The sequence below is a fragment of the Streptomyces sp. JL2001 genome, from assembly GCF_050917515.1.
In the GTDB taxonomy this organism is placed as follows: domain Bacteria; phylum Actinomycetota; class Actinomycetes; order Streptomycetales; family Streptomycetaceae; genus Streptomyces.
In genome coordinates this window covers 4971745-4992560 of sequence record NZ_CP169421.1, presented here as the reverse complement: position 1 = coordinate 4992560, position 20816 = coordinate 4971745, and the positions used below count along the sequence as shown (strand labels likewise).

General features: G+C 72.9%; 15 protein-coding genes and 1 pseudogene. 8 read left to right on the top strand and 8 right to left on the bottom strand.

Translation table 11 applies throughout. The features are described from left to right. Positions 1 to 12: 12 nt before the first annotated feature. A complete protein-coding gene (locus ACE1OA_RS22250; protein WP_384866933.1) occupies positions 13 to 873 on the bottom strand; it encodes a Cgl0159 family (beta/alpha)8-fold protein in 861 nt (286 codons plus the stop codon). Positions 874 to 1345: 472 nt separating this feature from the next. After that, positions 1346 to 2338: pseudogene (iolC, locus tag ACE1OA_RS22245) on the bottom strand (5-dehydro-2-deoxygluconokinase); the annotation flags it as partial. A gap of 128 nt (positions 2339 to 2466) precedes the next feature. On the opposite strand from iolC, the gene ACE1OA_RS22240 reads away from it, so the two are divergent. Together ACE1OA_RS22240 and ACE1OA_RS22235 are read left to right on the top strand one after the other, a co-directional pair. Beyond that, positions 2467 to 3375: a sugar phosphate isomerase/epimerase family protein gene (locus ACE1OA_RS22240; RefSeq protein ID WP_356598980.1), complete on the top strand. Its 909-nt coding sequence runs from the start codon at positions 2467 to 2469 to the stop codon at positions 3373 to 3375. A gap of 244 nt (positions 3376 to 3619) precedes the next feature. Beyond that, positions 3620 to 3817, top strand: a complete 198-nt coding sequence (locus ACE1OA_RS22235) for a helix-turn-helix transcriptional regulator (protein WP_384866722.1) — start codon at positions 3620 to 3622, stop codon at positions 3815 to 3817. A 116-nt stretch (positions 3818 to 3933) separates the two neighbouring features. Here ACE1OA_RS22235 and ACE1OA_RS22230 read toward each other — a convergent pair whose 3' ends face one another. Continuing rightward, on the bottom strand, positions 3934 to 6213 hold the full coding sequence (locus ACE1OA_RS22230; protein WP_432753265.1) for an MMPL family transporter: 2280 nt from the start codon (positions 6211 to 6213) through the stop codon (positions 3934 to 3936). Positions 6214 to 6376: 163 nt separating this feature from the next. Between ACE1OA_RS22230 and ACE1OA_RS22225 the strand changes: the two genes are divergently transcribed. The 3 genes from ACE1OA_RS22225 (at position 6377) to ACE1OA_RS22215 (ending at position 10109) form a co-directional block, all read left to right on the top strand. Then, entirely contained in the window at positions 6377 to 7054 is a 678-nt protein-coding gene (locus tag ACE1OA_RS22225; RefSeq protein ID WP_384866726.1) for a TetR/AcrR family transcriptional regulator, read from the top strand. Between the two features lie 373 nt (positions 7055 to 7427). Beyond that, a complete protein-coding gene (locus ACE1OA_RS22220; protein ID WP_432753264.1) occupies positions 7428 to 7739 on the top strand; it encodes a heavy-metal-associated domain-containing protein in 312 nt (103 codons plus the stop codon). A gap of 117 nt (positions 7740 to 7856) precedes the next feature. Then, positions 7857 to 10109, top strand: coding sequence for a heavy metal translocating P-type ATPase (locus ACE1OA_RS22215; RefSeq protein ID WP_386545003.1), 2253 nt, complete (start codon positions 7857 to 7859; stop codon positions 10107 to 10109). Positions 10110 to 10521: 412 nt separating this feature from the next. On the opposite strand, the gene ACE1OA_RS22210 is transcribed toward ACE1OA_RS22215, so the two are convergent. Both ACE1OA_RS22210 and recD2 read right to left on the bottom strand, forming a co-directional pair. After that, the gene (locus tag ACE1OA_RS22210) at positions 10522 to 11811 is read right to left on the bottom strand and encodes a citrate synthase (protein WP_386545006.1); all 1290 of its coding nucleotides are present in this window, start codon (positions 11809 to 11811) and stop codon (positions 10522 to 10524) included. A gap of 226 nt (positions 11812 to 12037) precedes the next feature. Continuing rightward, the gene (gene recD2 / locus ACE1OA_RS22205; RefSeq protein ID WP_356777646.1) at positions 12038 to 14257 is read right to left on the bottom strand and encodes an SF1B family DNA helicase RecD2; all 2220 of its coding nucleotides are present in this window, start codon (positions 14255 to 14257) and stop codon (positions 12038 to 12040) included. Between the two features lie 92 nt (positions 14258 to 14349). Between recD2 and ACE1OA_RS22200 the strand changes: the two genes are divergently transcribed. Both ACE1OA_RS22200 and ACE1OA_RS22195 read left to right on the top strand, forming a co-directional pair. Further along, positions 14350 to 14808, top strand: coding sequence for a DUF937 domain-containing protein (locus tag ACE1OA_RS22200; RefSeq protein ID WP_356598994.1), 459 nt, complete (start codon positions 14350 to 14352; stop codon positions 14806 to 14808). 173 nt (positions 14809 to 14981) lie between these two features. Beyond that, positions 14982 to 16385 (top strand): hypothetical protein, encoded by a 1404-nt coding sequence (locus ACE1OA_RS22195; RefSeq protein ID WP_432753263.1) that lies wholly within the window; start codon positions 14982 to 14984, stop codon positions 16383 to 16385. Positions 16386 to 16440: 55 nt separating this feature from the next. Here ACE1OA_RS22195 and ACE1OA_RS22190 read toward each other — a convergent pair whose 3' ends face one another. The 3 genes from ACE1OA_RS22190 to ACE1OA_RS22180 are packed head-to-tail and all read right to left on the bottom strand — an operon-like array spanning position 16441 to position 19573. Further along, entirely contained in the window at positions 16441 to 17226 is a 786-nt protein-coding gene (locus ACE1OA_RS22190; protein WP_384866935.1) for a sugar phosphate isomerase/epimerase family protein, read from the bottom strand. A gap of 29 nt (positions 17227 to 17255) precedes the next feature. After that, positions 17256 to 18425 carry a dihydrodipicolinate synthase family protein gene (locus ACE1OA_RS22185; protein WP_356777652.1) on the bottom strand — a complete coding sequence of 390 codons (1170 nt, stop codon included), beginning with the start codon at positions 18423 to 18425 and terminating at the stop codon, positions 17256 to 17258. Further along, positions 18422 to 19573 carry a Gfo/Idh/MocA family protein gene (locus tag ACE1OA_RS22180; protein ID WP_356599000.1) on the bottom strand — a complete coding sequence of 384 codons (1152 nt, stop codon included), beginning with the start codon at positions 19571 to 19573 and terminating at the stop codon, positions 18422 to 18424. The genes ACE1OA_RS22185 and ACE1OA_RS22180 overlap by 4 nt, the downstream gene beginning before the upstream one ends. A gap of 135 nt (positions 19574 to 19708) precedes the next feature. On the opposite strand from ACE1OA_RS22180, the gene ACE1OA_RS22175 reads away from it, so the two are divergent. Continuing rightward, positions 19709 to 20800: a LacI family DNA-binding transcriptional regulator gene (locus ACE1OA_RS22175; protein ID WP_356599002.1), complete on the top strand. Its 1092-nt coding sequence runs from the start codon at positions 19709 to 19711 to the stop codon at positions 20798 to 20800. The last annotated feature ends 16 nt before the right edge of the window (positions 20801 to 20816 follow it).

Here is a 20816-nt window from a genome sequence, read left to right as displayed (position 1 = left end):
GCCTACCCCTTCTTACAGCAGACTCGCCGCGGTATCGACGGCTCCGGCCACATCGCCGTCCGCCGGGTACAGCAGGGTGCGGCCGACGACCAGGCCCCGGACGGTGGGCAGCCGCAGAGCGCCGCGCCATTTCTCGTACGCCTGTTCCTGGGCGTCCCGTCCCGGCCCGGGGTCGCCGCCGAGGAGGACGGCGGGGAGGGTGGTGGTCTCCATGACGCGGGCCATGGCATCGGGGTCGTCGGTGACGGGGACCTTGAGCCAGGTGTAGGCGGAGGTGCCGCCGAGCCCGGAGGCGACGGCGAGCGAGGTGGTGACCGCCTCGGCGGAGAGGTCGTTGTGGAGCAGCCCGGCCGCGTCGCGCCGGCAGAGGAAGGGTTCGACGAAGACGGGCAGCCGCAGGGCGGCCATCTCGTCGACGGCGCGGGCGGCGGAGTGGAGGGTGCGCAGCGAGCCGGGATCGTCGGGGTCGATGCGCAGGAGCAGCTTGCCGGCGTCGAAGCCGAGGCGGGCGAGGTCCTGGGGACGGTGGCCGGTGAAGCGGTCGTCGAGCTCGAAGGACGCACCTGCGAGGCCGCCGCGGTTCATCGAGCCGATGGCGAGACGGTCGTCCAGGGCGCCGAGCAGCAGCAGGTCGTCGAGGACGTCGGCGGAGGCGAGGACTCCGTCGACGCCGGGCCGGGACAGGGCGAGGCAGAGGCGGCGCAGCAGATCGGCGCGGTTGGCCATGGCGTACGGCCGGTCGCCGACGGCCAGCGAGCCGCGGGCGGGATGGTCGGCGGCGACGATCAGCAGCCGGTCGCGGCCCCGCAGGAGGGGACGGGTGCGGCGGCGGGCGGCGGCTTCGGCGACGGCCTCGGGGTGGTGGGCCCGCAGGGTGACGAGCCGGTCGAGGTCGGGTACGCCTCCGCCGGTCGCGCCGCGCGCGCCGGGACCGGGGAGGGTGCCGGGGGCTCGGCGGTCGCGCGGTCGGGGCGACGGCGACGGGGACAGCGGGGTGGGGAGGGGCGTGCGGTACGCGCCGGGCGGGCGGGGCGCGGCGGCCAGGTGGTACGGGCCGTCGGGCTCGTCCGCCGGGCCCGCGGGGGCGGCGGGGGTGGTGCCGTCACCGGCCATGGCGCTGCTCCGGGCCGTCGGGGCGGGGCGGGTGGCCGGGGTCGCTCGCGTGGCCGGGGCGGGTGGCGTGGCCGGGGCGGTCCGCCGGGGCCGGGTGGTCCTGGCGGCCCGAGGCGGCGGGGCGGGGCGTCCGGTCCGGTGGGGCCGGATGGTCCGTGCGGCCCGGGTCGTCCGTGCCGCCCGGGTGGTCCGGCGGGGCCGGGTGGGGCGCGGGGGGCGTCCGTTCCGGGATCGAGGCGGTGCCCGCGGCCAGGGCCCGGGCGATCTCGTCCTCGTACGGCATCGCGGGGGAGCAGGCGAGGCGGCCCGCGACGATCGCGCCGGCCGCGTTGGCCCAGCGGATCGTGCGTTCCAGGTCCCAGCCGGCGAGCAGGCCGTGCGCGAGCGCCCCGCCGAACGCGTCGCCCGCACCCAGCCCGTTGACCACCTCGACCGGCAGGGGCGGGACCTCCGCCCGTTCGCCGTCCGCGGCGAGCGCGAGGACTCCTTTCGGGCCCTGCTTCACGACCGCGATCCGCACCCCCGTGTCGAGCAGGGCGCGGGCGGCGGCGTCGGGCTCCCGCTCCCCCGTCGCGATCTCGCACTCGTCGAGGTTGCCGACGGCCACCGTCGCCCCGCCGAGCGCCGCACGGTAGAGCGGGGCGGCCTCGGCGGGGTCGGACCAGAGCGCCGGACGCCAGTCCAGGTCGAGGACGGTCAGGCCGGCGCGGTCGCGTTCCCGGAGCGCCGCGAGGGTGGCGGCCCGGCTCGGCTCGGCGCTCAGGCCCGTGCCCGTCACCCAGAAGGCGCGCGCGGAGCGGATCGCCGCGAGGTCGAGCTCGTGCGGGTGGATCTCCAGATCCGGGGCCTTGGGCTGCCGGTAGAAGTGGATGGGGAAGTCGTCGGGCGGGAAGATCTCGCAGAAGGTGACCGGCGTCGGGTACGCCGTCACGGGCGTCACCCAGCGGTCGTCCACGCCGAACGCACGCAGTTCGCGGTGCAGGTAGTCCCCGAAAGGGTCGGCGCCCGTACGGGTGATGACGGCCGTGCGGCGGCCGAGCCGGGCGGCCGCGACGGCGACGTTCGAGGGCGAGCCGCCGAGGAACTTGCCGAAGCTCTCGACCCGGGCCAGCGGTACCCCGACCTGAAGGGGGTACAGGTCCACGCCGATGCGTCCCATGGTGATCAGGTCGTACGGCTCGGTGTCCGGCCCCCGGCGCGGCGCGGTCCCCGGCTCCGTCTCCATGCACGTCACCTCTCGCCTCGGCCCCGCACCCAGGTCTAGCCGTCCGCCGGGAACGCTGTCAACGCCATGTCCTTACATTCGGACGACCGTCTTGACGGTGCTCCGCGGACCCGGTCAAGGTGGCTCGCATGACGAAGCCGTCACCACTGTCCCGTATCCGCATCGGCTCCGCTCCCGATTCCTGGGGCGTCTGGTTCCCCGACGATCCCCGGCAGGTGCCCTGGCAGCGCTTCCTCGACGAGGTGGCGGGGGCCGGCTACACGTGGATCGAACTCGGGCCGTACGGCTATCTGCCCACCGACCCCGCGCTTCTGGCCGACGAGACGGCCCGGCGCGGACTGAAGGTGTCCGCGGCGACGGTGTTCACCGGGCTGCACCGCGGCCCCGCGGTCTGGGAGAGGACCTGGGCGCATGTGGCCGAGAACGCCTCCCTCGCCCAGGCCATGGGCGCGGAGCACCTGGTCGTGATCCCGTCCTTCTGGCGAGACGACAAGACCGGCGCGGTCCTGGAGGACCGGACGCTCGACACCGAGCAGTGGCGGCAGCTGACGGGCCTCACCGAGCGGCTCGGCCAGGAGGTCCGGGAGCGCTACGGCCTGCGGATCGTGGTCCACCCGCACGCCGACACGCACATCGACAGCGAGGAGAACGTGGCGCGCTTCCTGGACGCCACCGATCCCGACCTGGTCGCCCTCTGTCTGGACACCGGGCACTACGCCTACTGCGGCGGCGACAGCGTGAAGCTGATCGAGACGTACGGGGAGCGGATCGGCTACCTCCACCTCAAGCAGGTCGACCCGGAGGTCCTCGCCGGGGTGGTGGCGGAGGAACTGCCCTTCGGGCCGGCCGTCGCAAGGGGGGTGATGTGCGAGCCGCCCGCCGGGGTGCCCGCCCTCGAACCGGTTCTGGCGGCGGCGCAGGGGCTGGGCGTGGAGCTCTTCGCCATCGTCGAACAGGACATGTACCCGTGCGAGCCGGACCGGCCCTATCCGATCGCCGTGCGCACCCGCCGCTTCCTGCGTTCCTGCGGAGCCTGACCGGGTTCGAACAAGCCTTTTCGGTACGTGACATGACCGCGCGTCACGTACGTCACATCCGTCCCCCCGTTGTCACACATATCTCCATTACGCGGGCTTTCCGTCACAGGCGTTCAACAGCCGTTCTCCTCCGGTCGGGGGGTGTCGTTCACCGGGCACAGGCTCAGTGATCGCCAGCGCGCGCCCGCAGCTCCCCCGAACGGCACCCCCGCCGCCGCTGCGTGACGCGCAGGGAGGTGCCCGCATGACGGACAGAATGCTCTGGTCCTACAAGGACATTGCCGCGCACATCAAGGTGCAGCCGGACACCGTCCGCTCCTACCGGAAGCACGGACTGCTTCCGCCGCCCGACCATGTGGAGTCGGGCAAGCCCTACTGGGACCCGGACACCATCCGCACCTGGGTCGCGAACCGTCCGGGCAACCGCAGCCGCCGGTACTGACCTCGCGCCCGCACCGAAGGGCCCCGCCGCGCCGGGCCCACCCGTCCTCGTGCCGTCTTCGGCCCTCGCCCGGCCCGGACAGGCCGTCCGGGCCGGGCGAGGGCGGCGCGCCGGTCTCAGCCCACCGGCTCCCTGTCCCGCGGGGCCTCCTCGGCCCCCTCCTCCCTCGCCGCGACCGGCGCCGCCGCCGGGCCGCCGCCCTCGCTGATCCCGAACCGGTCGTGGAAGCGGCGCAGCGGTCCCGGGGCCCACCAGGTCAGCCGGCCCGTCAGCTTCATCACGGACGGCACGAGCAGGCTGCGCACCACCATGGCGTCCATCAGCACGGCGAGCGCGACCCCGAGGCCCAGCATCTTGGTGTTGGTCACCCGGGAGGTGCCGATGGCGACCATCACGACGGCCAGGATCACCGCGGCGGCGGTGATCAGCCCGCCGGTGCGCCGGAGACCGAACCGCACGGAGTGCTCGTGGTCGCCCGTGGCGTCGTACTCCTCCTTGATCCGGGAGAGCAGGAAGACCCCGTAGTCCATGGAGAGTCCGAAGGCGACACAGAACATCAGGACCGGCAGCGTGGTCTCGATGTCGCCCGTGGCGGTGAAGCCGAGCAGCCCGGACAGGTGCCCCTCCTGGAAGACCCAGACGACCGCGCCGAACATCGCCGTGAGGCTGAGGGCGTTGAGGACGACGGCCTGGAGCGGGATCAGCACGCTGCCGGTGAGCAGGAAGACCAGGAGCAGGGTGATCACGACGATGATCGCCGCGGCCCAGGGGAGCCGGTCGGCTATGGCGTCCTTGGAGTCGGTCAGCACGGCCGCCGCCCCGGTCACGGAGGTGTCGAACGGGGCCTCCTGAGCCCGCAGTTCGCCCACCACGCGCTGGGCGCCCTCGCCGACGGCCTCACCCTCGGGCACGACGGTGAAGTAGGCGTGGGCGCGGGCCCCGGATCCGGAGGTCACCGGGCCGTCCACCCGCTCCACCCCGGGCAGGTCCGCGATCCGCTCGCGGTAGTCGGCGTACTGCGCCGGCGTGGCGCCGCCCTCGGCGAGCACGGTCAGGCCGCCGCCCGGAGTGCCGGGGAAGCCGTCGCGCAGCTGGTCCTGCACCACCCGCGACTCCGAGGTCGAGGGCAGCTGCCGGTCGTCGGCCGTGCCGAACTTCACGCCCAGGAAGGGCAGTCCGAGCAGGACGAGGCCGGCGGTGGTCGCCACGACGAAGACCGGAGCACGCCGCATCACGAGCGCCGCCGTCCGGGCCCAGCCCGCACCGTCCCCGTCGCCCCGGCCGGCCCCGGCCGGTCCGGCCCCGTCGCCGGCCCGCGCGGCCCGGCGGCGGGCGAACAGCCGTCGCAGGTCGAGCGCGTTGACCCGGTCGCCGAGCAGCATCAGCGCCGCGGGCAGCAGGATCAGCGCCGCCGCGGCGGCCAGCAGCACGACGGCGATCCCGGCGTAGGCGAAGGAGCGGAGGAAGTACTGCGGGAAGACCAGCATCGCGGCGAGCGAGACGGCCACGGTGAGCGCGGAGAAGAGCACCGTCCGCCCCGCCGTGCGCAGGGTGGTCCCCACGGCGGTCCGGGTGTCGGCGCCGGCCGCCAGCTCCTCGCGGAAGCGGCGGACCACGAAGAGCGCGTAGTCGATGGCGAGTCCGAGGCCGAGCGCCGTGGTCAGGTTCTGCGCGAAGACGGAGACGTCGGTGAACTCGGTGAGCCCGCGCAGCACCGCGTTCGTGCCGAGGATGGCGACGATGCCGATGCCCAGCGGCAGCAGGGCCGCGACGGCGCTCCCGAAGACCATGACCAGCAGGACGAGCGTCACCGGCAGGGCGATCAGCTCGGCACGCAGCAGGTCCTCCTGGATGACCGTCTGCATCTCGTGCCGCACGGCGAGCGGGCCGCCGAGGGACACCTCGACCGGACCGTGCGTGCCGCGGTAGGCGGGCGCGATCCGCTGGAGGATCTCGCCGGCCTCCTTCTCCTCCCCCTCGATCCGGGCGGCGATGACGGCCTGCCGTCCGTCCTTCGAGCGCAGGGCGGGCGAGCCGGTCGCCCAGTACGAGCCGACGCCGCTGACGCCCGGCTCGGCGTCGAGGCGCTCGGCCGTCCGCCGGGCCTCGGCGGCGACGGCGGGATCGTCGACCCCGGCCGCCCCCGCGTCCAGGAGCAGCAGCACGTTGGGCTGGGAGGCGGGGAACTCCCGCTCCAGCACCTGGGTCGCGTACGTGGACTCGGCGTCCGGGTCCTCCCAGCCGCCGCTCCCCATGCGATCGCCGACCCCGCTCCCGGCGACGACGGCGAGCGCGGTGATCACCAGCGCCACCAGGAGGGACAGGCGCGGCCTGGCCGTGACGAACCGGGTCCACCCCCCGCCGCGGGCGGTCCCTGAATTCTTGACTTCGGCCATGACGCGGTGTCCCCTTCACCGTGACCCGTGCGCTCGCTTCCCGGCAGGCCGCATGGGTCGCCCATTGCCATAGACTGGCAAACACGAGTCCTCGCTCGCGTTTCCCAAGAATGCGAGCGACCTCTCGTGTTTGTCAAACGTGTCCAGAAAGCTGGGGACAGCCATGCCCGAGGAATCCGCCGAGCCGAAGCCGCGCCGCCGCCAGGCGCGCGGTGAGCGGCGCATCGCGCAGCTGCTCCAGGCCGCCGCGAGCGTCTTCTGCACCCACGGCTACTCGGCGAGCAGCACCAACGCGATCGCCCGGGAGGCGAGCGTCTCGCCGGGGACGCTCTACCAGTACTTCCCGAACAAGGAGGCGATCGCCGTCGAGCTCGGCGGGCGCCTGATGCACGAGATGCGCGAGGCCCACGGCCAGGCCTTCACCCCGGAGAACTTCGAACTCCCCCTCCCCGAACTGATCGACGCGGTCGTCGACCCGCTCATCGAGTTCAACTGCGAGAACCCGGCCTTCCTCGCCCTCATGCACGGCTCCGACATCCCCGGCAAGATCGCGGAGGAGCACGACGAACTGCACGCCTCGCTGCTGGCCCGGGTCCGCGACCTGCTCGGCCACTACCTCCCCGACCTCCCCCTCGCGGAGCGCGCGGTGATCGCCGACATGACCTTCGCGGTGTTCAAGGGCGGCCTCGCCCTGGTCCTCGCCGCGCCCGAAGGTCCCGAGCGGGACGCCATGATCGTCGAGCTGAAGCGGGTCCTGCTGCGCTACCTCGACCCGGTGATCGGCGACGCCAACGTCACGGGCCCCCCGGCCACCACCGCACCGCTGGGCCTCCGACCCTGACGCCCCACGGCCGCACCGCTCGACGCTGACGCCCCACCGCCGCACCACCCGCCGCCGGGCCGCCCTGTCACCCGCCCCGCCGCCGGCCGGCCGCACCTCCGGCCCGTCGCCGCGAGCCACCCCCACCGCGCCTCCGACCCGTCGCCGCGAGCCACCCCCACCGCACCCCTCCGCGCCGGACCGGCCCCGCGACCGGCCCGGCGCCTTCCGTGCACCCCGCCCGCCCCGCCACCGAGACCGGCCGGCCCACCCCCCGATGCGCGGCCACCGCGCCGGAGAGTCCGTGGCTCCGGTGGATTTCATACCCCCCAGGGGTATAAGCTGTGGCACTGTACGAGCCTGAACCAGCTCCACCCTCGAAGAGGAGAACGTCATGACCGCCGAGACGAAGACCGAACTTCCCCAGGTCACCGGCAGCTGCTGCTCGCCGTCCGGCTCGTGTCACGACGGTGCGGCGGACGCCCCGGCGGGCGGCGTCACCACCGTCTACGAGGTCAAGGGCATGACCTGCGGGCACTGCGAGGGCGCGGTCTCCGGCGAGCTCTCCGAGCTCGCGGGCGTCTCCTCCGTCACGGCCGTCGCCGCCACCGGCCGGGTCACCGTCACCTCCAACGCCCCGCTCGACGAGGAGGCCGTGCGCGCCGCCGTGGACGAGGCCGGCTACGAGCTGGTCGGCCGGGTCTGACCCACCGGCACCCGGGCCCCGAGGACGCCCGGCCGCCCGGCAGGGGACGCGTCCCGGCATAGCACGGCAGGGTCGTACCGTTACACCGGTACGGCCCTGCTCCCTTTGGACGCGCACATGACCTCCAGCACCACCTCCGTGCTCACCACGGAGCTGACCATCGGCGGGATGACCTGCGCCTCCTGCGCGGCCCGCGTCGAGAAGAAGCTCAACCGCATGGACGGCGTCACCGCGACCGTCAACTACGCGACCGAGAAGGCGAGGATCACGTACCCGGAGGGAACCGGAATCGGCGACCTGATCGCGACGGTCGTGAAGACCGGGTACACGGCCGAGGAGCCGCCCCCGCCTCCGGAGCCCGAACCGGAGCCCGAGCGCTCCGGGGAGGGGCCCGACGGGCCCTCCGAGGCGGCCGACGACGATCCCGCGCTGCGGCTGCGGCTGACGGTCTCCGCCGTGCTGTCCGCGCCGGTCGTCCTGCTGGCGATGGTGCCGGCCCTGCAGTTCGACAACTGGCAGTGGCTCTCCCTGACCCTCGCCGCCCCGGTCGTCGTCTGGGGCGCGCTCCCCTTCCACCGCGCCGCCTGGACGAACCTGCGGCACGGCGCCGCCACCATGGACACCCTGGTCTCGGTCGGCACCCTGGCCGCCTTCGGCTGGTCCCTCTGGGCGCTGTTCCTCGGCGACGCCGGCATGCCCGGCATGCGCCACGGCTTCGACCTCACCGCCGATCGCGCCGACGCGTCCTCCGCCCTGTACCTGGAGGTGGCGGCCGGGGTCACCACCTTCATCCTCCTCGGCCGCTACCTGGAGGCGCGCGCCAAGCGCAGGGCCGGCGCGGCGCTGCGGGCACTGATGGAGCTGGGCGCCAAGGACGTGGCCGTCCTGCGGGCGGGCGGCGAGGTACGGATCCCGGTGGCCGCGCTGCGGATCGGCGACCGCTTCGTCGTACGGCCCGGCGAGAAGATCGCCACGGACGGCACCGTCGCCGACGGCGCCTCGGCCGTGGACGCGTCGCTGCTCACCGGCGAGTCCGTCCCGGTCGACGTCACGGCGGGCGACCCCGTCACCGGCGGATGCGTCAACACCTCCGGCCGCCTGGTCGTGGAGGCCACCCGGATCGGGTCCGACACCCAGCTGGCCCGGATGGCCGAGCTCGTCGAGGACGCCCAGAACGGCAAGGCGGAGGCCCAGCGCCTCGCCGACCGGATCTCGGCCGTCTTCGTCCCCGTCGTCCTGCTGCTGGCGCTCGGCACCCTGGTGACGTGGCTGCTCGTGACCGACGACGTGACGGCCGCGTTCACCGCGGCCGTCGCCGTCCTGATCATCGCCTGCCCCTGCGCCCTCGGGCTCGCCACGCCCACCGCCCTCATGGTCGGCACCGGCCGCGGCGCCCAGCTCGGCATCCTCATCAAGGGCCCCGAGGTCCTGGAGTCCACCCACCGGGTCGACACGGTCGTCCTTGACAAGACCGGCACCGTCACCACCGGCCGGATGACGCTGGGCGAGGTGACCGCCTACGAGGGCGTCGACGAGGCCGAGCTGCTGCGCCTCGCCGGCGCCGTGGAACACGCCTCGGAACATCCGGTCGCCCGCGCGGTCGCCGCCGGTGCCGCCGAGCGGCTGGGGACGTCCGTGGACGAGCTCCCCGTGCCGAAGTCCTTCGAGAACGTGCCCGGGCTCGGGGTGCGCGGCTCGGTCGACGGCCACCTGGTCCTGGTCGGACGGGCCGCCCTGCTGCGGGCGGAGGAGATCGAGGTACCCGGGGCGCTCCCGCCCGGGGCGGTGCACGTCGCGTGGGACGGGCGGGCCCGGGGCACGCTCACCGTCGGGGACACGGTCAAGGACGGCAGCGCGGAGGCGGTCGCGCGGCTGCGCGCCCTGGGGCTCACACCGGTCCTGCTGACCGGCGACGTCCGGTCCGTGGCCGAGCGGGTGGCGGCGGAGGTGGGCATCGACGCGGACCGGGTCCTCGCCGAGGTACTGCCCGAGGACAAGGTCACCGCGGTCCGGCGCCTCCAGGCGGAGGGCCGTACGGTCGCGATGGTGGGGGACGGCGTCAACGACGCGGCGGCGCTCGCCACGGCCGACCTGGGCCTGGCCATGGGCACGGGCACGGACGCGGCGATCGAGGCGAGCGACCTGACGCTGGTGCGCGGTGACCTGAGGGTCGCGGCGGACGCCATCCGGCTCTCCCGCCGGACGCTGGCGACGATCAAGGGAAACCTCGTATGGGCGTTCGGCTACAACGTCGCGGCGATTCCGCTGGCGGCGGCCGGTCTGCTCAATCCCCTGATCGCGGGCCTGGCGATGGCCTTTTCGTCCGTCTTTGTCGTGACAAACAGCCTGCGTCTCCGGCGGTTCACGTGAATTCACCTACACGTGACGCACAGGACCTTCACAAAGAGACCTAGATCACAGATATTTGGGGGTAACCATTCGGGCTGTTCGCGAGTCTAAGTGGGCGATGCCAAGAACGTCTTGGGGGACGTTCATGAGATGTCTTGGGGGACGTCTCAGGCAAGCGTTGGCCGGGGCACGTGCTCGGGGAGCTTTGAGCGGCCCTCCCGTACGTACCCCGGCAGACCGCGCAGTCCCACGAAGCCTCTGCTGACACCGGCAGGCGCCCGGCCCGGATCCCGTGGGGGGAATCCGCACCGGGGATATGGAAAGCGCCCCGTTCGCCGACCCGTGGGGGGATCGGCGGCGGGGCGCTTTTCGTTCTGCGGCTCCGGAGCGCCGACGGGTCTCACCCGGCGGCGCCTGCGGGAGTCCGGGACCTTCAGCGGCCCTCGACCGGGACGAAGTCGCGCAGGACCTCGCCGGTGTAGATCTGGCGCGGGCGGCCGATGCGGGAACCCGGCTCCTTGATCATCTCGTGCCACTGGGCGATCCAGCCGGGGAGACGGCCGAGCGCGAAGAGCACGGTGAACATCTCGGTCGGGAAGCCCATCGCGCGGTAGATGAGACCCGTGTAGAAGTCCACGTTCGGGTAGAGGTTGCGCGAGACGAAGTAGTCGTCGGAGAGCGCGTGCTCCTCCAGCTTGAGCGCGATGTCCAGCAGCTCGTCGGACTTGCCGAGCGCGGAGAGGACGTCGTGCGCCGCGGCTTTGATGATCTTGGCGCGCGGGTCGAAGGACTTGTACACCCGGTGGCCGAAGCCCATCAGGCGGACGCCGTCCTCCTTGTTCTTCACCTTGCTGATGAAGGAGTCGACGTCGCCGCCGTTGGCCTGGATGCCCTCGAGCATCTCCAGCACCGACTGGTTGGCGCCACCGTGCAGCGGGCCCCACAGGGCCGAGATGCCGGCGGAGATCGAGGCGAACATGTTCGCCTGCGAGGAGCCGACCAGACGCACGGTGGAGGTCGAACAGTTCTGCTCGTGGTCCGCGTGCAGGATCAGCAGCTTGTCGAGCGCGGAGACCACGACCGGGTCCAGCTCGTACTCCTGGGCCGGGACCGAGAAGGTCATGCGCAGGAAGTTCTCGACGTACCCGAGGTCGTTGCGCGGGTAGACGAAGGGGTGGCCGATCGACTTCTTGTAGGCGTACGCCGCGATCGTCGGCAGCTTGGCCAGCAGCCGGATCGTGGAGAGGTGACGCTGCGTCTCGTCGAACGGGTTGTGGCTGTCCTGGTAGAAGGTGGACAGCGCGGAGACCACCGAGGACAGCATCGCCATCGGGTGGGCGTCACGCGGGAAGCCGTCGAAGAACCGCTTGACGTCCTCGTGCAGCAGCGTGTGCTGGGTGATCTCGTTCTTGAAGGTCGAGAGCTCGTCGACCTTGGGAAGCTCACCGTTGATCAGCAGGTACGCCACCTCGAGGAAGGTGGAGCGCTCGGCCAGCTGCTCGATGGGGTAGCCGCGGTACCGCAGAATGCCCTGCTCACCGTCGAGGTAGGTGATCGCGGATTTATAGGCGGCGGTGTTGCCGTATCCGCTGTCCAGGGTGACCAGACCGGTCTGGGCTCGGAGCTTCCCGATGTCGAAGCCCTTGTCGCCGACGGTGCTCTCGACCACCGGGTAGGTGTATTCACCGTCCGCGTACCGCAGTACTACAGAGTTGTCGCTCACGTCATCCCTCACCGACGTAGTGCCTCTTCTTCGAGGTGCCCTGACTGTCTCTACCATCCCCCATTTGGCTCAGGAGAGTGCACTCGGGGTCGACCATTGGGCCATTTGGCGGCACTCAGTGCCGCCAACCTGCTCATCTTGCCCCCTTCGCCCCGCTTCCGGAAGTCCGGGGTCGCCGTTCGCGTGATCATGACGCCGACGGCCCCGGAGACCCTCCCCGTCGGCGTCACGGTCGGGCGGACGCGACGCCGGCGAGCCGGTGGGCCAGCGCGGTACAGCGCCGACCTGCGGAAACCGTACGGACGGCCTGGCCGATGGCCTTGCGGGAGCCGACCAGGACCACCAGCTTCCGGGCCCGCGTGACCGCCGTGTAGAGCAGATTGCGCTGGAGCATCATCCAGGCACTGTTGGTGACAGGGATCACGACCGCCGGATACTCGCTGCCCTGCGAGCGGTGGATGGTGACAGCGTAGGCATGGGCCAGCTCGTCCAGCTCGTCGAAGTCGTACGGCACCTCCTCGTCCTCGTCGGTGCGCACGGTCAGCCGCTGCTCGTCGACGTCGAGCGAGGTCACGACGCCCACCGTGCCGTTGAAGACGCCGTTGGCGCCCTTCTCGTAGTTGTTGCGGATCTGGGTGACCTTGTCGCCGACCCGGAAGACCCGGCCGCCGAAGCGCTTCTCGGGCAGGCCCGGGCGGGCGGGGGTGATGGCCTGCTGGAGGAGCCCGTTGAGCGATCCCGCGCCCGCCGGGCCCCGGTGCATCGGGGCGAGGACCTGGATGTCCCGGCGCGGGTCGAGACCGAACTTCGCGGGGATGCGCCGGGAGGCGACCTCGACGGCCACCCGGGCGGCGTCCTCGGTCTCGTCCTCGACGAAGTGGAAGAAGTCCGTCAGGCCGGTGGTGACCGGCGGCACGCCGGCGTTGATCCGGTGGGCGTTGGTGACGACCCCGGATTCCTGGGCCTGCCGGAAGATCCTGGTGAGCCGGACGGCCGGCACCGGGCTGTCCGGGGCCAGCAGATCGCCCAGGACCTCGCCCGCGCCGACCGAGGGCAGCTGGTCCACGTCCCCGACGAGCAGCAGGTGGGCGCCTGGCGCCACCGCCTTGACCAGCTTGTTGGCCAGCAGCAGATCGAGCATGGACGCCTCGTCCACCACGACCAGGTCGGCGTCCAGCGGCCGGTCACGGTCGTAGGCCGCGTCCCCGCCGGGCTTGAGCTCCAGGAGCCGGTGGACCGTGGACGCCTCGGCACCGGTCAGCTCCGCGAGCCGCTTGGCGGCCCGCCCGGTGGGCGCGGCGAGCACCACCTTGGCCTTCTTGGCGCGGGCCAGTTCCACGATCGAGCGGACCGTGAAGGACTTCCCGCATCCCGGCCCGCCGGTCAGCACGGCGACCTTCCGGGTCAGCGCGAGCCGGACGGCCTGCTCCTGCTCGGGCGCGAGCGTGGCCCCCGTGCGCGTCGCGAGCCAGGCGAGCGCCCGGTCCCAGGCGACGTCCCGGAAGGCCGGCATCCGGTCCTCCTCGGTGCGCAGCAACCGGGTGAGCTGGGCGGCGAGCGAGATCTCCGCCCGGTGGAACGGGATCAGGTAGACGGCGGTGACCGGCTGCCCCTCGGGTCCCGGGACGGATTCCCGTACGACCCCCTCGGGGTCCTCGGCGAGCTCGGCGAGGCACTCGATGACCAGCCCGGTGTCGACCTGGAGCAGCTTCACCGCGTCGGTGATGAGCTGCTCCTCGGGCAGGAAGCAGTGCCCCTGGTCGGTGGACTGCGACAGGGCGTACTGCAGGCCCGCCTTGACCCGGTCGGGGCTGTCGTGCGGGATGCCGACGGCCTGGGCGATCCGGTCGGCGGTGAGGAAGCCGATGCCCCAGACGTCGGCGGCCAGTCGGTAGGGCTGGTTCCGGACGACGGAGATCGAGGCGTCGGCGTACTTCTTGTAGATCCGCACGGCGATCGAGGTGGACACGCCGACCCCCTGGAGGAAGACCATCACCTCCTTGATCGCCTTCTGCTCCTCCCAGGCGGCGCCGATCAGCCGGGTGCGCTTGGGCCCGAGCCCCGGCACCTCGACGAGCCGCTTCGGCTCCCGCTCGATGACGTCGAGCGTGTCGGTGCCGAAGTGCTCGACGATCCGCTCGGCGATCCGGGGCCCGATGCCCTTGATGAGTCCCGAGCCGAGGTAGCGGCGGATGCCCTGGATGGTGGCCGGCAGGACCGTCGTGTAGTTCTCGACGAGGAACTGCTTCCCGAACTGCGGGTGGGAGCCCCAACGCCCCTCCATGCGCAGCGACTCGCCCGGCTGGGCCCCGAGCAGCGAGCCGACCACCGTGAGGAGGTCGCCGCCGCCGCGGCCGGTGTCGACCCGGGCGACGGTGTAGCCGTTCTCCTCGTTGGCATAGGTGATCCGCTCCAGGACCCCTTCGAGCACCGCCAGATTGGACATGCACCGACGGTAGCGAAGGGGTACGACAGCCCGCCGGGCACCCGGGGGAACTCGACGTGCCGACCCGCCGGACCGGCCCTAGCGTGTCCGGCATGAGCGACCAAAGCTTCCAGGACGACGTCCTGAACGAGCTCGACGAGGACCGCTTCCAGGAGATCGCCGGCCTGTTCGGCACGGACCCGGCCGGGGCCCGGCAGCTCGTCGGCACCTCGGTGGCCGAACTCTCCGGCGAGCTGCGCCTCGCGGCGGCCGAGCCGGAGAGCGCGGACGAGGTCCGCCAGGCGGTGGCCGAGGCCGGCACCGCCGAGCCGCAGCTCCAGGGCGTCGCCACGCTCGGCGGGCTGATGACCGGCGGGCTCATGGCCGGGGTCCTGGGCCGGCTCGCGAAGCCGGCGGCGAACGCCGTCGCGCGGCGGACGGGGCTGCCGCCGGCGACGGTGCACCGCGCGGTCGAGCTGCTCGTGCCCGCGGTGCTCGCCGTGGTCACACGGCGCGCCGCCGCGAAGAGGGGCGCCGACCTCGGCGACATCCTGGGCGGCGGCCGCAGGTAGCTCCCCCACCCGCCGTCGTGCGCCACGGGCCGGTTCACGTCCGGACGCCGTCCGGGCCGGGTCGGCGCGCGGTCGCGCCTTGCGCGGGGTCAGGACATGACGGAAGATCACGCCTTGTCGTGATCTTCGATGGATCGCGGCTGAAGAGACGTTCTCCACAACGGGGGTTGGCGATGTCCTCACAGTCCGCAGACCGCATACCGGCGACAAGTTCCCTGCCGGCCGCACGGGCCGCCGAGCCCGGGAGCGGCCCCGAACCGGGCGGCCGCCCGGGCCGCCGGGCCCTGCTCGCCGGACTGACCGGGGCGGGCGCCGTGGTCGGCGGACTCGCGCTCGGCACCCGCAGCGCGGCCGCCGTCCCCGCCGCCGTGGAGGCCGGGGCGGGTTCGTACGTGGTCGACGTCGTCGCCAAGGGCGCCGACCCCACGGGCGCCACCCCGAGCGACGCCGCCTTCAAGGCCGCCGTGGCCGAGGTGCTCGGCGGTGCCCCCGAGACCGGCGTCACGCCCCGGAAGGTGCTGCTGATCCCGCCGGGCACCTACCTGCTCACCGAGCCCGACCTGCTGCCGCCGACGCAGAACACCGACCCGCAGAGCCAGAGTGTCGTCAACGGCATCTCGATCAGCGGTTTCGGCAAACGCGTCTCCCACATCGTGTACGCGCCGACGGTCCGCGACACCGTGCTCTGGCGGAACATGGACCGCTACAAGAACATCCGGATCAGCGGTCTGACCTTCGAGAGCCAGGACGCGACCGCGACGTTCTGCCGTTCCTACTCCTCGGCCACGTTCGGCGTGCAGGACACCTGGTACACCGACGTCGAGTGGCGCGGCACCTGGAAGGCCGGCATCGTCCTCGACGGCCCGACGGGGGCCCGGTCCAACCTCAACAGCGAGATGGGCTGGGACCACTGCCAGGTGGGCGGTTCCTACGCCGACGCGTTCCTGGTCATGGGCACCGAGCCGGCCGAGCAGCAGCAGGACCAGTTCCTCAACTTCTGGTTCCGCGACTGCAAGGTGGAGTTCCAGTCGGGGATCTTCGTGCGCAACGAGCACGGCGGGTCGATGAACTTCATCGGCGGGTCCTACATCCTGACCGACGACAACTCCACGGGCACCTTCTTCAAGCTGAACGCCAACCCGCCGCGCTCCGACTCGGTCATGCGCCTGTACGCGCAGGGCATCCGCTTCGAGGTGCGGGGCCCGGGACACAAGGTGATCGACTCCTCCTGGTACAAGGGCACCATCACCTTCGTCTCGTGCGACGACACCGCCCGGGCGTACAAGGCGTGGGCCACGGACGGGGTCCCCCACGTGTACCGCTTCGACGCCGTCAACCCCTCGCGCGGGCCGATGATCCGGTACCAGGACTGCGCCCTGCTCGGCTCCCACACGGTGGCGGCCGCCAACGCGACGACGGCGGGCAAGCTGCTCTACGACGGCTGCCGCTTCGCCAGCATGACGACGGGGACCGGCGCTTCGGGCTTCCTCCGCTGGACGGGCACGGCGCCGTGGTACGAGTTCCGCGACTGCACACAGAAGGCCGGTCTGCGGCTGGCCGACGCCAAGGTGCCGTAGACGGGCCGGACCGCCCGGCCGTGTGCGCGACCGGGCGGCCCTGTCTTCGCCCCCCTCAGCCCCGGACCGCGTGCGCGCGGAAGCGCGCGACCGTCTCCTCCAGGACCTCGACGCCGTCCCGTGCCCAGAGCTCCTCGTTGAAGAGCTCGACCTCGATCGGGCCCCGGTAACCGGCCGCGTCCAGCAGCGAGCACCAGCGGCCGAGATCGATCACGCCGTCGCCCAACTGGCCCCGGCCGTCGAGGACTCCGGCCGGCAGCGGGGTGGTCCAGTCGGCGAGCTGGAAGGAGTGGATGCGGCCCGCCCGGCCCGCCCGCTCCACCGCCGCCGGAGCCCGGTCGTCCCACCACACGTGGTACGTGTCGACGACCACGCCGACCTGTGTCGCGGGGAAGTGCTCCGCGATCTCCAGCGCCTGGTCCAGCGTGGACACCGCGCAGCGGTCGGAGGCGTACATCGGATGCAGCGCCTCGATGGCCAGGCGGACACCCCGCTCCCCCGCGTACGGGGCGAGCTCCGCGATCGCCTCGGTGATGCGGGACCGGGCGTCCGCCAGGTCCCGGCTCCCGGGGGCGAGACCGCCCGCGACCAGCACCAGGGTGTCCGTGCCGAGCGCCGCCGCCTCGTCGATCGCGGCGCGGTTGTCGTCCAGGTCGCCGGCCGTGGTGAAGAAGCCGCCCCGGCACAGGGTGGTGACGCCGAGCCCGGCGTCCCGCAGCAGTGCGGCGGTGGCCTCGACCCCGTACGACCGGACCGGCTCGCGCCACAGTCCGACGCCCGGGATCCCCAGCCGTACGCAGTGCTCGACCAGTTCGGGCAGGGCGAGCTGCTTCACCGTCATCTGGTTGATCCCGAAACGGGAGAGATCGTTCACCGCGGTACTCCGTACACCGTGAGCAGGGACGCCATCCGGGCCTCCGCCCGCTCGGGATCGGGGAACAGGCCGAGTCCGTCGGCCAGTTCGTACGCCGTCGCCAGGTGCGGGAGCGACCGGGCCGACTGGAGGCCGCCGACCATCGCGAAATGGTCCTGGTGACCGGCCAGCCAGGCGAGGAGGACCACGCCCGTCTTGTAGAAGCGGGTCGGCGCCCGGAACAGGTGCCGCGACAGCTCCACCGTCGGGTCCAGGAGTTCCCGGAACCCCCGCACGTCGCCGGTGTCGAGGACCCGGACCGCCTCGGCCGCGAGCGGGCCGAGCGGGTCGAAGATGCCGAGCAGCGCGTGGCTGAAGCCCGCCTCGTCGCCGGCGATCAGCTCCGGGTAGTGGAAGTCGTCGCCCGTGTAGCAGCGGACGCCCTCCGGCAGGCGGCGGCGCAGGTCGATCTCGCGCCGGGCGTCGAGGAGGGAGACCTTGATGCCGTCGACCTTGTCGGGGTGGGCCTTGACGACCTCCAGGAAGGTCTCGGTCGCGGTGTCGAGATCGGTCGAGCCCCAGTAGCCGTCGAGCGCCGGGTCGAACATCGGCCCGAGCCAGTGCAGGATCACCGGCTCGGCGGACTGCCGGAGCAGCCGCGTGTAGGTGTCGAGGTAGTCCTCGGCACTCCGGGCCGTGGCCGCCAGGGCGCGGGAGGCCATGAGGACGGCCTGCGAGCCGGTCTCCTCGACGAGGGCGAGCTGCTCCTCGTACGCCGACCGGACGGCCGCGAGGCCGGCGGGACCGGCGGGCAGGCCGCCGGCGGCGAGCTGGTCCGTGCCGACCCCGCAGGCGATCCGGCCGCCGACCGCCTTCGCCTCGGCCGCCGAGCGCCGGATCAGTTCCGCCGCGCCGGCCCAGTCCAGGCCCATGCCGCGCTGTGCGGTGTCCATCGCCTCGGCGACGCCGAGGCCGTGGGACCAGAGGTGGCGGCGGAAGGCGAGGGTGGCGTCCCAGTCCACGGCGGCGGGCCCGTCGGGGGTGGTGTCGGCGTAGGGGTCGGCGACCACGTGCGCGGCGGAGAAGACGGTGCGGGAGGCCAGGGCGCCGCCCGCGGCGGGGCGGGCGGCGGCGGGACGCGGGGTGTACTCCCGGACCCCTCCCCCGGCCTGGGGCAGGCGGATCACAGCGCGACCTCGGGCACGTCGAGGCGACGGCCTTCGGCGGCCGACCGCAGGCCCAGCTCGGCGAGCTGCACCCCGCGCGCGCCGGCCAGCAGGTCCCAGTGGTACTCCTCGCCGAGCACCACGTGCCGCAGGAACAGCTCCCACTGCGCCTTGAAGCCGTTGTCGAACTCGGTGTTGTCCGGGACCTCCTGCCACTGGTCGCGGAAGGACTCGACGGCCGGGATGTCCGGGTTCCAGACCGGCTTGGGGGTGGCCGAGCGGTGCTGGACCCGGCAGCCGCGCAGGCCGGCGACGGCGGAGCCGTGGGTGCCGTCGACCTGGAACTCGACCAGCTCGTCACGGTGGACGCGGACCGTCCAGGAGGAGTTGATCTGGGCGACCGCCCCGCCCTCCAGCTCGAAGATCCCGTAGGCCGCGTCGTCGGCGGTCGCCTCGTACGGCTTGCCCTGCTCGTCCCAGCGTCGCGGAACGTGGGTGGCGACGTGCGCGGCGACGGAGGTGACCCGGCCGAACAGCTCGTGGAGCACGTACTCCCAGTGCGGGAACATGTCGACGACGATGCCGCCGCCGTCCTCGGCCCGGTAGTTCCAGCTCGGCCGCTGGGCGTCCTGCCAGTCGCCCTCGAAGACCCAGTAGCCGAACTCCCCGCGGACGGAGAGGATCTCGCCGAAGAACCCTCCGTCGACGAGGCGCTTCAGCTTGAGCAGGCCGGGCAGGAAGAGCTTGTCCTGGACGACGCCGTGCCGGACGCCGGCCGCCTGTGCGAGGCGGGCCAGGTCCAGCGCGCCCGCCAGGTCGGCGGCCGTGGGCTTCTCGGTGTAGATGTGCTTGCCGGCCGCGATCGCCTTGCGTATCGCTTCGACGCGGGCGGAGGTGACCTGGGCGTCGAAGTAGACGTCGACGGTCTCGTCCGCGAGTACGGCGTCGAGGTCGGTGGACCACTCGGTCAGGCCGTGCCGCTCGGCGAGCGTGCGCAGGGCGTGCTCGCGGCGGCCGACCAGGACGGGCTCCGGCCAGAGGGTCTCGCCGTTGCCGAGGTCGAGTCCGCCCTGCTCGCGCAGGGCGAGGATCGAGCGGACGAGGTGCTGGCGGTATCCCATCCGTCCGGTGACGCCGTTCATGGCGATCCGGACTGTCCTGCGTGTCACGAAGTCTTCCCTCCACCCACGACGGATCAGCGCTGTCCGCACTGCTGATAGAAAGCGCTTTCTACTGGCAATGACGCTAGCCTGCCGACAACACGCCGGACAAGGGGTCGGCCCCCGTCACCTCGGAGGAACGCGATGACCGTCACGCTGGCGGATGTGGCTGCGCGGGCGCGGGTGTCCCCGGCCACCGTCTCCCGTGTCCTGAACGGCAACTACCCGGTGGCCGCGTCGACCCGGGAGCGGGTGCTGCGAGCCGTGGACGAGCTGGACTACGTCCTGAACGGACCGGCGAGTTCACTCGCCGCCGCCACCTCGGACCTGGTCGGCATCCTGGTCAACGACATCGCCGACCCGTTCTTCGGGATCATGGCGGGGGCGGCGCAGAGCGCCATCGGCGAGGGCGCGTCGGGGCGGGCGGGCGGCGAGAAGCTGGCCGTGGTCTGCAACACCGGCGGCTCCCCGGAACGCGAGCTCACCTATCTGACCCTGCTCCAGCGCCAGCGGGCCGCGGCGGTCATCCTGACCGGCGGCTCCCTGGAGGACCCCGATCACCTGGCGGCGACGGCGGCCAAGCTGGCGCGGCTCGCGGACGCGGGGACCCGGATCGTGCTGTGCGGGCGGCCGCCGGTGGCGGGGGACGCCGGCCTGGCGGCGCTCGCCTTCGACAACCGGGCGGGGGCGCGGCGGCTGACCGAGCACCTGCTGTCCCTCGGACACCGGCGGATCGGCTACGTGGCGGGGCCGGCGAACCGGACGACGACCCGGCACCGGCTGGAGGGCCACCGGGACGCGATGGCCGCGGCGGGTCTGTCGGGCGGCCAGGAGGAACTGACGGTGCACGGCCCGTACGACCGCCGCGCCGGCTACGACGCGACGCTCGAACTCCTGCGCAGGGACGGGTCGCTGACGGCGATCGTGGCGGCGAACGACACGGTGGCGCTGGGTGCGTGCGCGGCGCTGCGGGACCGCGGTCTGAGCATTCCGGGGGATGTGTCGGTGGCCGGCTTCGACGACCTCCCGTTCTCGGTGGACGCGGTGCCGGCACTGACGACCGTACGGCTGCCGCTCCACGAGGCGGGGGCCCGGGCGGGCCGCCTGGCGATGGGCACGGAGGAGCCCCCGGCGGGCGGCATCGCGACGGTGCCGGGCGAGCTGATGGTGCGCGACTCGACGGCGCCGCCGGCGACGGGCGCACGGGAACGGGCGGGCCGGGGGCGGACGGCCTGACGGAGGTCGAGGGCTG